Below are 14,244 nucleotides of genomic sequence, written 5' to 3' on the forward strand. Positions count from 1 at the left end.
CAGCACCGCTAGCGCTGAGATGCGGCGGGTGTATGCACCGATCTCCGATCATCTTGCCGCTGTCGATGCACGGCTGCGTCGAGAGCTGCAGTCTCGCTACGAAGCGATCGCGCCGGTTCTGCGACACGGCACACAGCTCGGTGGAAAGCGATTGCGGCCCGCCCTGCTGCTGCTCTCTGCGGTCGCAACCGAGCACCACCTTGATTCACTCGATGCACAGCCCGCCCCTGGGAACGACGGGGATACGATCCGTGATGACCACATCACGATGGCAACGGTGATCGAGATGGTGCATACCGCGACGCTGGTCCATGACGATGTCCTCGACAAGGCGGCCACACGGCGGCACACGCCCACGATCAACGCGAAGTGGGACAGCGACACCAGCATTCTGTTGGGGGACTATCTGTTCGCCCAAAGTTTCTCGCTGGCCGCGACACTATCCTCGCCGGTGGCCTCGACGCAGGCCTGTCGCTGGGTCGGCCAAGCCGCCCAGCAGGTCTGTGAGGGTGAGCTGCGACAGATCCTCAGCCGCGATCACTTGGGGATGGACGAGCAGACCTATCTGGATATTCTGCGTGGCAAAACCGCCGAGCTGACGAGTGTTTCCTGTCGACTCGGCTGCAGCCTCTCCGGTGGCGATCCGGAGCTGGCAGCGGCCCTGAGCTGCTACGGCAACGACCTGGGGATTGCCTTCCAAATCGCCGACGATTATCTCGACCTGTGGGGCGATGCTGACGAGATTGGCAAAACGCTCGGAACGGACTTAATCCAGGGCAAGCTCACGCTGCCTCTGATCCGGCTGTTGCATAGCGGTGACGCCGCCCTCGCCGCAGAAACGCAGGCGGCGCTGCAGGCCGCCCCAGCGGAGCGGTTAGCCCGAGTCCTCCCGCTGTTGAGCAACAGTGATGCGGCAGAATATACTCGCGGCGTCGCAAATCGTTTCCGCCGTTCGGCGATCTCTGCGATCGAGCACCTCAGGCCCTCACCGGCCCTCGATTCCCTGATCGAAATCGCCCACTTCTCGGTGGCACGACGAATTTGACATTCGCTGGCTCAACCACGCCCCCTCCCACTTCGAAAGTTCCCATGCTTCGCTTCGGCGCCGTTTCCTATCTCAATACCAAACCGCTCATTGAAACCCTGCCGCAGCGTTTGGCCGATTGGGGCACACTCCGTTTGGACCTGCCCTCCCGGTTGGCCACGGATCTGTCCCGAGGCGATCTCGATGTCGCTTTGATTCCGAGCGTGGAGTACTTTCGTCACAGCGAAGAGTATGAAATCGTATCCGATGCAGCGATTGCTTGTCGCGGGCCGGTATGGAGCGTGCGATTGCTCAGCCGGGTGCCGATGTCAGAGATCCAGACGCTGGCTCTGGACGAGGGCAGTCGCACCAGCGCCGCGATGGCCCAGGTCCTGCTCTGGGAGATGCACGGGGTTCGCCCCACCACAGTCCCGTTCCCGATCGGGACCGATGCTGCCGATGTCTCTGCCGATGCTGTGTTGACGATCGGCGACCGGGCCATGCATCCGCCGCATGGCGTCTATCACGAAATCTGGGACCTCGGTGACCGCTGGTGCCGCTGGACCGAACTGCCGTTCGTCTTCGCCATGTGGGTTGCCCGCCGCGAAATCAGCCAAGATCCAGCCGTGCGAGAACGAATTGCCGACACCCTGAATGTCTGCCGCGACGAAGGCAAACAGTGTTTCGAAGCGATCGCGGTGCGGGAAGCGGCCGAGCACGGTTTGACGAACGAAGACCTGCACCGTTACTTTGCTGAAAACCTGCACTTTCAACTCGGCAGCGGCGAGCGTGCAGGACTCGAACTCTTTCGCCAGAAATCAGAGGCCACCGGCTTGATCACGCACTCCAACCCAACGACCACCACTGTGTCCAGATCCTCCTCCGTCCGTGACATCCTCGACAAAGCGGTCGCCGGCACTCGCTTGGACGATGCCGATGCCTTAGCACTGCTGCAATCCCATGATTTGGCGGCCATCGGAGCTGCCGCCGAAGCGGTCTCCCGGCAAAAGCATCCGGAGTCCTATCGAACCTACAATATCGACCGGAACATCAACTACACGAACGTCTGCACCGCCGTTTGTGACTTCTGCGCGTTCTACCGTGGCCCCAAGAGCGACGAGGGTTACGTGTTGCCCCGCGAGGTGCTGCTGCAGAAGATTCAAGAGACGGTCGATCTTGGCGGCAACCAGATCCTGCTGCAGGGCGGGCTGCATCCGCAGTTCAAACTCGATTGGTATGAGGAGATGCTCGGCGATATCAAATCCCGTTTCCCGCAAGTCAACGTGCACGGATTCTCGCCGCCCGAACTGCATCACTTTACCAAGATGAACCGGCTGTCGATCACCGAGGTCCTGACCCGGCTCAAGGCCGCAGGGTTGGGCAGTATTCCTGGTGGCGGCGCCGAGATTCTTAACGACCGCGTCCGGGGCGAGATCACGCGGGGCAAGGTCATGACCGATGACTGGCTGGGCGTGATGCGGGCCTGGCACGAACTTGGCGGAGTCAGCTCGGCGACGATGATGTTCGGTCACGTTGAAACGCTCGCCGAACGTGTCGAGCACCTCCGCCGACTGCGCGAACTGCAAGACGAAACCGGTGGATTCACCGCCTTCATCTGCTGGACGTTCCAGCCCGAGCATACCGAGATGAGCGAACTGCCTAAGATCGGCTCGTTCGAATACCTGAAGATGCTGGCCGTATCACGACTCTACCTCGACAACATCCCGAATCTGCAGAGCAGTTGGGTGACTCAGGGTTTGAAAATCGGCCAGATGGCGTTGATGTTTGGTGCCAACGATATGGGCAGCCTGATGATCGAGGAAAACGTGGTCGCCGAAGCTGGCACAGTCCACTACCTGTCCCTGCAACAGATCCGCGGGTCGATCGAGGAACACGGGTTCGAACCCCGCCAACGAGATGTGTTTTACAACCTCGTTGATCAGGAACTCGAGCAGAAAGCGATCACAGCCAACGCCGATGCCAGCGCCCGCGAACTGGTCCAGGTCTCACTGTAGTCGGTTTGCGGGTCGCTACCCAAGCCACCACAATCATTCGCTTTCCGGCCCTGGGCGATTGCTGCGACAGAGTGTCGTCTACTAGAAACGATGTACGCCTCAGGTACCCACTGATCACAACCTTACTGTTTCTCGTTCGCGTCCTGTGGGCGTCGCCGTACACACTGGTTGGCCTCCTGATCGGTGGCATCGGACTATGCTTCGGCGGCCGCGTTCGAGTTCGTGGCCGCTCGATCGAATTCTACGGTGGCGGCATTCGATGGTTTCTCCACCGGCTACCACACGGCCAATTCACACTCGCGTTGACACTGGGTCACACGATACTCGGCCAAACCGATGCCGCTCTCGATATCTGTCGCAGACACGAGGCGATTCACGTCGCACAATACGAACGTTGGGGGCCTTTCATGCTACCTGCGTACTACCTCTCGTCGGTATTCGTGTGGCTGACCGGTCGGCGGTTCTACCGTGATAACCCGTTTGAAGTCGAGGCCAACGATTTTCATGGTGGCGAGCATGGCCCGTAGCGCAACGGCGCCTCACTTGCATTCGACGCTGAGTTGCCCTGCGATCACGTTCGCTAAACGGCAACGGGCTTTGGCCGAATACCGCTGACTTTCGATGGGAAGCGGCCTGGGTAATCAACAGCTCGGCTCCGTTTCTCCCGGCAGTGCCAGTCTAACATTGATAATCACATCCCACAAAGAAATCCTTCGATACGGGAGCCATGCCTTGAAAACCTCGGGCGCACGCTTCCGTCGGATGAGCCTGAAAAAATAGCCGGTGGCTCGAGCGCAAGCGAACACCACCTGAACAGACACTACACTCGTCTACCGACACGCCCACCTAACCCTCGTCATCGACGACGGCTTCGCTTTTGCCAGCCTTGAGTCGCAGGAAGGCGTCGAAAAAGCCTTGCAGTTCGCTACCATTGAGCACGCTTTCGAAGTTCCCGACATAGTGTCCGGTGCGTGAGTCTTTGACCCGTTGATCGGGGTGCAAGAAGTAGTTGCGGATCTGGCTACCAAATCCGGTCTTGGCCTGTCCGGCATACTTCGACGCCTCTTCGGCTTCGCGGCGATCTTCTTCGATCCGTGCCATCTTCGCACGTAGCATCTTCCACGCCGTATCGCGGTTTTGGTGTTGGCTGCGTTCGTTTTGGCACTGCACGACGGTGTTGGTGGGAATGTGGGTCAAGCGGACTGCACTATCAGTTTTGTTAACGTGTTGTCCACCCGCTCCGCCAGCCCGGTAAGTGTCCTCCCGCACGTCCTTTTTCTCGATGTCGATAACGATCGAATCATCGATCTCTGGCGAGACACTGACGGCGGCAAAACTGGTTTGGCGTTTGCCCTCGCTATTGAAGGGGCTAATCCGGACGAGCCGGTGCATTCCCTCTTCGCCCTTGAGGTACCCATAGGCCATGGGGCCGCGGATCGCGATCGACGCGTTATTGATCCCCGCCTCCTCGTTCTCGTGGCGGTCGAGCAGCTCAATTTTGTAGCCGTGTCCCACCGCCCAAGCGGAGTACATGCGGAGCATCATGTCGGCCCAGTCGTTGGCGTCGGTACCGCCATCGCGGGCGTTGAGCGTGAGGATCGCGCCAGCCGCGTCGTGGGGGCCGCTCAGGAGAGCCTTCAGCTCGAGATCGTCGAGGATCCCTTCGAGCCGATCGATTTCACCGCGAACTTCCTCCTCGATCGAGGGGTCTTCCTCTGCCATCTCGAACAAAGCGTTCAGGTCGGTCGCCGATTCATCGAGATCGTCCAACGGCCCGACAATGCCCTTGAGCGTCTTCAGCTGCATCACGACCTTCTGAGCCGACTCGCTGTTATCCCAGAAATCAGGGGCCGCCATCTGAGTCTCGATCGTCTGGATCTGCTCGTTCTTTGCCGCGTGGTCAAAGAGAGTCCTGTAGCTGTTTCAGGCGAGCGACGATCGATTTTCGGCGTTGGGTCAATTCAGCGTCCATGACGGATCAGGCTCAATGGGTATGATAGGGGTGGTGTGATGATGCTCGCCGATCCGATCGGCGACAGAATCCTGGTTTTTGTGTGCTTCTTTCACTGGGTTATTTATACATGTCTCGTGTCGTTCTTGCGATGAGTGGCGGGGTGGATTCGTCCGTCGCGGCCCACCTGCTCACCCAGGCTGGCCATGAGGTGATCGGCGTGTTCATGCGGCACGGCGAAGCCTCGGCGTCAGCGTGCCGAATCAGCAGCGACGAGGCGTCCGACTCCAATCCGCTCGGACTGCCCGTCCTCGCTGGGACGTCGATGGGCGCCGTATCGACGGGCAAACGCGCCGATCACAAACAGGGTTGCTGCAGCGCCACCGATGCTGCCGACGCCCGCCGCGTGGCGATGTCGATGGATATCCCCTTCTATTCGCTCGACCTGCAGGAAGATTTTCGAAAAATCGTCGACTATTTCGTGGACGACTACCTCAACGCTCGCACCCCCAACCCCTGCGTCAAATGCAACCATTGGATCAAGTTCGGCAAACTCTTCGACTACGCTGACGGTGTCGATGCGGACTACGTCGCCACCGGCCACTACGCCCGGATGCAGCACACCGAGGGCACAGCGCAGCTCCTGCGAGGACTCGATGACGGCAAAGACCAATCCTACGCACTCTTTGGCATCGGTCGCGAGCGGCTGGCGCGAATGATGCTGCCTGTCGGCGATTTCAAGAAATCTGAAATTCGCGAGATCGCTGCCTCGCTGGGCTTGGGCGTCTCCGAGAAGAAAGACAGCCAAGAGATCTGCTTCGTTACCCAGGGGCACCACAGTGACTTTGTGAAGTCGCGTCGCCCCGATCGTGTCGGCACCACCGCAGGCGATTTCGTCACGACCGACGGACGTGTTGTCGGGCAACACAACGGGTTCGAAGCGTTCACGATCGGCCAGCGGAAAGGACTCGGCGTGGCGCTCGGTACCCCCCACTTCGTCGTCCGCATCGAAGCCGATACGCGGCGGGTCGTGCTCGGCAGCCCCGAGGAACTGCTCGCCCCAGGGCTGGAGGCGGACCAAGCCAATTGGTTGATCGATCCTGAGTCGCTGCCCGATCAGGTCAGCGTGCAGATTCGCTACAACGGCCGCCCCCACGCTGCTCGCGTGAAGCTCAACCCCGCCGACCCGGCGCGATTCACCGTGCAGTTCGTCGAGCCTCAATCCGCAGTCGCACCCGGCCAAGCCGCCGTGGTCTACGACGCCCACCGCGTCCTCGGTGGCGGTTGGATCGTGGCTGCGACCGAGTAGGCAACTGCCGTACTTATCCAAGCGGGCTATCGGGCGAGTAGTAGTAGTAGTAGTAGTAGGGCCGGTTCCTACCGGCCACACACACCTCGGCCGCCGTCAGTACTGGGTTTGCATTGACGCGGGACAGGAAACCAAGTCGATCAACTTTGCTGTCATGCGGGGCAAGCCCGCATGGGAGCGGGGTGAATGCTGCATCTTGATCTAATCACAAAACGGAGATTCCTGTCAGACAAGCTGACAGGGGATCCGGTTTTGTGGATAAAGACAAGGTTCCCACCGGCCACACGCACCTCAGCCGCCATCAGTACTGGGTTTGCGTTGACGCGGGACCACTGACGTCGGCTAGACAAGTTGATCAGAGGGGTACTTGTTGTGCGCGAGAGCTGACAGCTCATCGACTCGGCCGTCATCGGCCGTCGATTCAATGAAGCCAGCATTGGCTCGGAAAACAAAGTGCTATGTCCCTCTGGTACTCTGCTGGTACTCTGGTAGCTCTCTTCATCGGGATGTCTGGGATGAGGATTTCTATCGCAGAGGCGCAGAGAGCGCAGAGGCCAGTGCTGGTGTGTCCTTGATTTCACCTCTGCGTGCTCTGCGCCTCTGCGTTGTGAACTGAATCTGAATGAATTCAACGCAGAGCGCATTGGTCTAATTTTTCTGCGATTCATTCTATCATCACGGCGGCTGGGTCGGCGTGGACGATTCTGATCACACTGTGGCTGGGGTTCGCGGCACCGATGATTCACTCGGTGAGTGGGTCCTTCTTCATCGGGATGCTCTGGGATGAGGATTTTCTATCGCAGAGGCGCAGAGAGCGCAGAGTCCTGTTGCTGGTGTGTTCTTGATTTTACCTCTGCGTGCTCTGAGCCTCTGCGTTGTGAACTCCATCTGAATGAATTCAACGCAGGGCGGATGGTCTAATTTTTCTGCGATTCATTCTATCATCGCGGCGGCCCAATTGCCATCACCGGGGGCTTCGATGCGAATCGAGGCGGCCGCGGGGAGTGATTTCGGCTCGATCGCTTCGCCTGTTTCGATGTTGATCCAGTGAATGGTCAGTGGACGGGTGTGCCCGGAGCGATCCAAGTGAACACTGCCACCTGCAGGGAAATAGATTGCATAGGCGCGGCCAGGATCGGCAGCGAGATAGGCTTCATTGTCTTCACGATCAGAGAGCAATTCATTGGCGGCCTCGACGGACCAAAGCGGGACCCGGGCCTCGAGTTCTCGTGCCGCTTGGATGCTCGCGACGGCCTGATCGTTGAGCCCTAGACCTGCGCTGGGACGATGGAATCTCATTGAGGCGGCACCGGCCAGCAGATGTCGCCAGAAACGCTCGATCCCATCCTGATCGGTATGGCCAAACTTGTTGCCCGACGCCCCGTATGTTTTGGTGGTGTTCATGGGCCGCGGTTGCACCCTGAGGTACTCGCGGACACTTAGGAAATTGTCCCAGTGCTCTTGCCCGTGGTTGTGATTATTTTGAGAAACGTCGACATAGTTATATAACTCCGGGTGATCAAACGTTTGCTTGTGCTGCGGAGACGTCAAATTCCAATCGTCCCACATTTCGGTGACGTCGAGTGTTTTGTGCTTGGCCGCCGCCCGTTGCTTAATGAACTGCGCCCAGTAGCGACTCCACGCTGGTTCGCCTTTCGTTTCGTTGTCGATGCAGTACAGCACGTGGTCGTAGGGCAAGATGTGCTCGAGCAACTTACTGACGAAGCGTTGCTGGTACGGCAAAACGACTTGATTATTTCGTTGCTGGGGCGTCGTGAAAAAGAAAGGTTGCTTGTTGGCACCCGGGTGATCCGGATAACTCTGGGCAAACCCAGACTGCTCGGCGGTGTAATTGACGTTGTTGCGGGGGTGGTAGGGATGGCCTTGCCAGTGATCCTGACCGCCTTGGTCCGTGTAATCGAACCGATCCCAAATCTCAATCTGGACGACGATGTTTCGCTTGGACGTCTCGCGGAGCATTCGTTCGAAACGGGTCCAGTACTCGACGTTCCAACGATCGAGGTCATACTTGCCACTGGCGAGTCGCTTGAAGGGATAGACTTCGAATCCCTTGTCGTGACGGTCGCTCATCGTGTTGCGAATCACATTGCCACCCGCCGCGGACAACCGTTCCAACTGCGCGATCAGCTGCGATTCCGGCCACTGGAACAGGTTGTCATCATCGCTGCCTCCCAACAGCAACACTGGTTCGCCGCGAAAGCTCCAATACCATGGGTACTCGGCAGACGGCCGCAGCGGCTGCTCAGCGGCCAGACGCCCCGTGGCAGAAAACGCCAACGCACAGAGCAACAGATAGCGAACACATTGATTCATGATCGAACTCGATGGTGCAAGGAAAAGCAAAAAGAGGGAAACCTGACGGAAACGAGAGGCAATCAACAGCACGTCCACTTAGGAATTGCCCTCATCCGCAGTGCTGCGGGGCACCTTCCAGATGGGGACGTGTTTTTTCATCGCGTCGATAAAATCGTCGACGAACGCAATGGCTTCCTTGCGATGGGCCGCAGCGACCTGCAGTACAAACGAGCAACCACCGTTGCCGACGAAGCCAAAACTATGCTCCACGTCGACGGCAATGACACCATGTTTGATCGCGTGTGAATGAGCGAGACGATCGAGTTCGCGGGAGGTCATTGGTTCGTAGATCTCGTACTCCAAACCATCGATCGGCTCGAGGGTGTTCTCCGAGGTCGCCTCACTGCCGCGGACACAACCTAGAAAGGTGATCACCGCGCCGGCGTTGGCCGCTTGACGGGCCGCCTCAGCGAAATTCGCAGGAGCGATAATCGGGCCCTCGGTCAACGCGACCCGGATGTGCGGCCCGGGGGAGAGAACGCTTAGGTCAGCCTCCACTGATCAGCCCCACCAATGCGACTTCATCACCACGCTGGATCGGGCACCCCGCGGTAGCGAACTCATGATTGACCGCGATCCGGCTGACGTTCAGCGAACTGGCGAGATCGGGGTAGGTCTCGGCTATCTTGCTGATCAGCTTGCCCGCCGTGATCGGGAACTCGATCGCCGACAATCGCAGGCGATCAGTGCCGGCGCTACGTGCCTGGGGACCGAAAACGAGAACCGACAAATCGCCAACCGATGGATGGGACGAAGACGCAGCGGACGACATACCTAACCTCCGATCGCATGCATGGGGCGTGATGGGCGGAGGAATGACAGATCATCCGTCCCGTGCCCACGTTTTTTCAATTTCACGGATTCCTGCATCGCCGCGATAATTCTCTCATCGCTCGCATCGCTTCGCAGCAACTCACGGACATCGCCAGAGTCTTCACCAAACAAGCAATTTCGCAGCTGCCCGTCAGCGGTCAGGCGAAATCGGTCGCAGGTGTTGCAGAAGGGTTTCGTCACCGAGGCGATCACACCTACGGTTCCCTGCCCGTCGGTGAAACGATAGTCGGCAGCCGGGGCCGACCCCCGTTGTTGGACTGGCTCGAGCGGCCCGACCAAACGTTCGAACATCGCGATAATCTCATCGCCCGAGAACACCGCGGAGGTGTCCCAGTTCCCGTCGCTATCGAGCGGCATGAATTCGATGAAGCGGACAGGGATTCCCGTCCGTCTGGTGAATTTTCCGAAGGCAACGATCTGATGTTCAGTGAGCCCTCGCATGGCGATCGAGTTCACCTTGACGTTCATGCCCGCCTGCACCGCGGCGTCAATCCCGCTGAGCACACGCTGCAATCCCGAGCGGCGGGTGGCCGCTCGGAACGTCTCCTCATCGAGTGCATCGAGGCTCACGTTGACGTGCCGGAGTCCAGCGGCGAGGAGATCATCGAGTTGGTCCTCGAGCAGGACGCCGTTGGTCGTTACCGATACCTTGTCCAAACCCTCGATCCGACATAGCGATTCGATGAGGCGATGCAGTTGGGCGCGGACGAGCGGCTCGCCACCGGTTAAGCGCACATCGGCAACGCCAAGTGAGACCGCGATCTGGACAAAGCGAACGATCTCTTCAAACGTCAAGATTTCGCTGCGCGGCTGATACTGCGGCGTGTGCTCGGGCATGCAGTACGTGCAACGCAAATTGCAGCGGTCAGTGACACTGACTCGCAAACTGCGATGGACGCGCCCGAAACGATCTACGAGAGCGGAGCCGGCGGCTACTCCATTTTGATTCGACATAGCTCTTTATCGGCGGTGATGTACAACCATTTTTCGTCTTGATCGAACGTACAATTGCTGACGCGTCCGCCTGTGATCATTCGTCCGAGCAATTCACCCTCGGGAGTGATCACGTAGATCCCACCGGGACCGCTGCAGAACAGCGTCCCAGAGGAATGCACCGCCATGCCATCAAAAGCACCGGGCATGTCGCTCATGAATCGCTTGGCGTTGGCGAGTTCCCGTAGCGGCCCGAGTTTGCCGTCGGCTTGGATTGGGAACGCAACGACGACAGGTCGCTGGCCATCGCTTTGGGCGATGTAAAGAGTTTCCTGGTCGGGTGAAATCCCGATGCCATTGGGACGCACCATTTCGGTGGTCAGCAAGCTCAGTTCACCGTCGGTGGACAAGCGATAGACGCCACAAAAATCCAGTTCACGACGATCGTCCTTTTCGCGGCGGGGCAAGCCATAGGGCGGGTCGGTGAAGTAGACATTTCCGGCTCGATCGAAGACCAGATCGTTAGGGCTATTGAGCCGCTTGCCTTCGAAGCGATCGACGAGTGTTTTTTTGCCACCGCCGCTGGTCAGCACCGAGAGCCGGCGGTCACCATGCTCACACATCGTCAAACGACCACTGGGGTCGAGAGCCAAACCATTGCTACCCGGCTCGGCGCCATAATAGGAGACACCGGTGTAGCCGCTCGGCGTGAGGAAAGTGTCGATACCCTGACCGGGCGTCCAACGAAAAATGGTGTTCCGAGGGATGTCCGAAAACAGCAGGCAGCCGGCATCGCTTTGGCATCCGTCAACCTGCGATCCGCTAGGCACCCACAGCGGGCCTTCGGTCCAGGTAAATCCTCCTGCGAGCACTTCCATTTTGGCGTCCGGCGCGAAGAACTTCTCCAGTTCTGGTTGGAGCGTTTCGACGCGTCCGATCATGCGTGGGGATTCCGCCTCGGCATCGCGGGCGGGACTGACTAACAGGGCCGACAGTGCGAACACACAAGTGCCCAATAACGACGGAATTATCTTCATGCGGTTTCTCTCGGTGGGTGGGGTGTGACCAGGCAGGACCCGCCAGGATAACAGCCAGCGAGCAAGAACTGTAGAGGCACCCCCAGACGGCAAGGGAATGCCAGAAATTCCGGCTCATCCGACGGAAGCGTGCGCCCGAGGTTTTCAAGGCATGGCTCCAGTATCGAAGGATTTATTTGTGGGATGTGATTATCAATGTTAGACTGGCACTGCCGGGAGAAACGGAGCCGAGCTCTGCAGAGCTGCTGGCTTGGCAAGGGATATCTCGGTCGCCAGCGTTTCCCTGCAAAAGCGGTACGCCAATGGTGTTGTCTGTCTCTTGCGAGCGTTTGTTCGTCAGGGACGCATTTTTGAACGATCATTGGATACGAGAGCCATGCCTCAAAAAAACTTCCGCTGTGCTCTGCGCACGCTTCCGTCGGATGAACCGAAATTCTCCCCTTATGGCTGTCAACAGCATGCCGTCGAGCTATCTTGGTTAGCTTCCCATTCCTTGCAAGCTCGTGATGGTTGATTGCGGAATCGATCGGATCGACAGCCAGATGGAACCCAGTTCCCCCCCAGGATACTTTTTATGAATTCTATGTCACTCTCGCGGCGTCAATGGCTCGCAGCAGCTGCCGCGACGGCTGCCGCAGCCTCCTTGCCTCGCCGTGTTTTCGCTGCCGATGCCGCGCAGCCAAAGCTCGGCATCCAGCTCTATTCACTGCGTGGCTATGACGTCAATGAGGCATTGCAACATGCCGCTGACCTCGGGTTTGAGCAGGTCGAGTTTTACAGCGGAATGCTTCCAGTCGATTCGACACCCGAACAGATCGCAGCGATGAAAAAACAGGTCGCCGACCTCGGTCTGTCGATCTCGGCCCATGGCGTGAATGGACTCGGGGGCAACTCGGATAAGAATCGCAAGATATTTGAATTCGCCAAGGCGCTCGGCATCCCCACGATCACGGCTGACCCAACCACAGACTCCTTTGACAATTTAGACGAACTCGTCAAGGAGTTCGACATTCGGATTGCGATTCACAATCATGGTCCCGCCGCCCGCTACAACCGTGTCATCGATGTGCTGCGAGCGATCGAGGGGCGGGACGAACGGATCGGTGCCTGTGCTGATCTCGGCCACTACATTCGCTCCGGCGAGCAACCGACCGATGTCATCCGCTCGCTCAAGGGGCGTCTCTACGGAGTCCACCTCAAAGACTTTGCCGAGATGAAAGAACGCACCGAAGGCGTTGTCTTGGGCAAGGGACACCTCGATGTCGAAGGTGTCTTTTTCGCGATGCAGGAAGTCGGCTTCCCCGCCAACGGTGCCCTCTCGTTGGAGTACGAAGAAAACCCCAGCAATCCGCTGGCCGACATCCGCCAATGCGTCAAGGTCGCCCAAGCGGCGATGCACAAGGTCGCGACCACCTAGCAAAGCGACCTTCTCAGAACTGGCAGACGTTTCCGGCGTTGCTCCCCGCGTTCAAAAGAGCGTCCGGCTATTTTCGAAAACGCCGCTTACGAAGAGGAACATGTAGGTAGCTGGCCGCGTGAGAAAGATCCCGCCTAACACGGGATCTTCCTTGAGTTCACTACCTCAGCAATCGCTCGCTCGTCGCTCTCAACACCACTCCCGAGAGAGGTGTTCTCGGACGGACAGGCGTTCAATCCCTGTAGGGCCACTCGGGACTGCCCGGTGGATCAGGCATGTCGGTCGATTGACCTAAACCAAAATCACTCGGCTGGAGATCGGCGTTCTTCCAAAAGTTCTTTTCGCGGATGAACCCGTAGAAAGCTGGGTGATAGGGATCGACGAAATCAACATTCGCCTTCGCTGGGACATCGTGCCCGGTGAGATAGAATGCCGCGTTGACGATCATCCTTCGCAAATCTTCGCTGACCAAGTCGACCGATGCACCTGCCGTGGTCGCGAAGGACCGACCTTCGCTACCGTTGGGAGCTTCGTAGGGATGCAACCAGGCGAATGGCTGCATGGGATCATTCTTCTCGCCGTCCACGTTTTCGGAATCGGGGTCGAGAGATTCGGTGACCGCCGCTCGCAAGAGAATCTGATCCTTGTCGGTCAGGTGAGTCACTCCGTATACGTCACTGGGGGCGAAGACGTCTGCGACCGAATTTAGGATGGGATGTTCCGCATTGGCATCCTCAATGACCCCGCGGGCACCCTGACGCTTATGGCCGCCATGATGATTGACCCATTGTTCACCTAAGATTTGGCGCCCCCATTTTCCAAACGGGATTTTGTCGCCGAAGCTGCCCTTTCCCGTAAAGGCATGCGTGGCGGTACGCATGCCAATGACAGGCTTGCCGTCGTTGAGAAACTGGGTGATGTGCTCTGCTTCGTCTTCACCGGGAGTCCGAAACCGCGTGGCGATGATCATCAAGTCAGCGTCATCGAGTGCTTCCAAACCTCGCAAGCCGGTTGGATTATTGGGGTCGATATAACTGCCGTCTTCGGAATGCGAGAACACGACGGTACAACGGAATCCATGATGTTGGCTGAGGATCTTGGCCAGCATGGGCATCGACTCTTCGCTGCGATATTCTTCGTCGCCCGACACCAGCACGATGTCCCCGATCGGCTTCGCCGGCGGCGTAAAAACGAGCGTGGAGTCGTTGCCTTGAGCGGTCTGGACGACGCCGCAGACGAATACCAGGGCAGCAAGCATGCTGGCGCGTGTGTGCATCCACGCTGAAATCATCTTCATGGAGAGCTCTCGGTTGGAGGTCGGATCGGTGAGCGAGCGGCTCACGGTTTA

12 protein-coding genes and 1 pseudogene are annotated in these 14,244 nt (G+C 58.5%); 6 read left to right on the forward strand and 7 right to left on the reverse strand.

Annotated features, from left to right (window positions below; all coding sequences use genetic code 11):
• Positions 1-19 precede the first annotated feature (19 nt).
• The 4 genes and pseudogenes from CA85_RS16915 to CA85_RS16930 all read left to right on the forward strand — a co-directional run bounded on the left by CA85_RS16915 (position 20) and on the right by CA85_RS16930 (position 3,566).
• Entirely contained in the window at positions 20-1,045 is a 1,026-nt protein-coding gene (locus tag CA85_RS16915; protein WP_146392605.1) for a polyprenyl synthetase family protein, read from the forward strand.
• Between the two features lie 44 nt (positions 1,046-1,089).
• Positions 1,090-1,833: pseudogene (locus CA85_RS16920) on the forward strand (menaquinone biosynthetic enzyme MqnA/MqnD family protein); the annotation flags it as partial.
• A 57-nt stretch (positions 1,834-1,890) separates the two neighbouring features.
• Positions 1,891-3,039: a cyclic dehypoxanthinyl futalosine synthase gene (gene mqnC / locus CA85_RS16925; protein ID WP_146392606.1), complete on the forward strand. Its 1,149-nt coding sequence runs from the start codon at positions 1,891-1,893 to the stop codon at positions 3,037-3,039.
• A 71-nt stretch (positions 3,040-3,110) separates the two neighbouring features.
• The gene (locus tag CA85_RS16930; RefSeq protein WP_246112887.1) at positions 3,111-3,566 is read left to right on the forward strand and encodes a hypothetical protein; all 456 of its coding nucleotides are present in this window, start codon (positions 3,111-3,113) and stop codon (positions 3,564-3,566) included.
• A 319-nt stretch (positions 3,567-3,885) separates the two neighbouring features.
• Here the strand turns inward: CA85_RS16930 and prfB are convergent.
• Positions 3,886-5,011, reverse strand: a protein-coding gene (gene prfB, locus CA85_RS16935) for a peptide chain release factor 2 (RefSeq protein WP_211088211.1) whose coding sequence is annotated in 2 segments (ribosomal slippage) — positions 3,886-4,941 and positions 4,943-5,011 — 1,125 coding nt in all. Because the reading frame shifts where the segments join, the coding sequence is not laid out codon by codon here.
• Between the two features lie 109 nt (positions 5,012-5,120).
• On the opposite strand from prfB, the gene mnmA reads away from it, so the two are divergent.
• On the forward strand, positions 5,121-6,299 hold the full coding sequence (gene mnmA, locus CA85_RS16940) for a tRNA 2-thiouridine(34) synthase MnmA (RefSeq protein WP_146392544.1): 1,179 nt from the start codon (positions 5,121-5,123) through the stop codon (positions 6,297-6,299).
• A gap of 933 nt (positions 6,300-7,232) precedes the next feature.
• Here the strand turns inward: mnmA and CA85_RS16945 are convergent.
• The 5 genes from CA85_RS16945 to CA85_RS16965 all read right to left on the reverse strand — a co-directional run bounded on the left by CA85_RS16945 (position 7,233) and on the right by CA85_RS16965 (position 11,479).
• Positions 7,233-8,633, reverse strand: a complete 1,401-nt coding sequence (locus CA85_RS16945; RefSeq protein ID WP_146392545.1) for a DUF6298 domain-containing protein — start codon at positions 8,631-8,633, stop codon at positions 7,233-7,235.
• A 78-nt stretch (positions 8,634-8,711) separates the two neighbouring features.
• Positions 8,712-9,173 carry a molybdenum cofactor biosynthesis protein MoaE gene (locus CA85_RS16950; RefSeq protein ID WP_246112888.1) on the reverse strand — a complete coding sequence of 154 codons (462 nt, stop codon included), beginning with the start codon at positions 9,171-9,173 and terminating at the stop codon, positions 8,712-8,714.
• A complete protein-coding gene (locus CA85_RS16955) occupies positions 9,163-9,447 on the reverse strand; it encodes a MoaD/ThiS family protein (protein ID WP_146392546.1) in 285 nt (94 codons plus the stop codon). Before CA85_RS16955 ends, CA85_RS16950 begins: the two co-directional genes overlap by 11 nt.
• A gap of 2 nt (positions 9,448-9,449) precedes the next feature.
• Entirely contained in the window at positions 9,450-10,463 is a 1,014-nt protein-coding gene (gene moaA / locus CA85_RS16960) for a GTP 3',8-cyclase MoaA (protein WP_146392547.1), read from the reverse strand.
• A complete protein-coding gene (locus CA85_RS16965; protein WP_146392548.1) occupies positions 10,442-11,479 on the reverse strand; it encodes an SMP-30/gluconolactonase/LRE family protein in 1,038 nt (345 codons plus the stop codon). The genes moaA and CA85_RS16965 overlap by 22 nt, the downstream gene beginning before the upstream one ends.
• A 574-nt stretch (positions 11,480-12,053) precedes the next feature.
• Between CA85_RS16965 and CA85_RS16970 the strand changes: the two genes are divergently transcribed.
• Positions 12,054-12,896, forward strand: a complete 843-nt coding sequence (locus CA85_RS16970; protein WP_146392549.1) for a sugar phosphate isomerase/epimerase family protein — start codon at positions 12,054-12,056, stop codon at positions 12,894-12,896.
• A gap of 232 nt (positions 12,897-13,128) precedes the next feature.
• Here the strand turns inward: CA85_RS16970 and CA85_RS16975 are convergent, their stop codons facing one another.
• Positions 13,129-14,193: a ThuA domain-containing protein gene (locus tag CA85_RS16975; protein ID WP_222435468.1), complete on the reverse strand. Its 1,065-nt coding sequence runs from the start codon at positions 14,191-14,193 to the stop codon at positions 13,129-13,131.
• Positions 14,194-14,244: the final 51 nt, after the last annotated feature.

Origin of the sequence: Allorhodopirellula solitaria, from assembly GCF_007859855.1 — a bacterium.
GTDB lineage: Bacteria > Planctomycetota > Planctomycetia > Pirellulales > Pirellulaceae > Rhodopirellula > Rhodopirellula solitaria.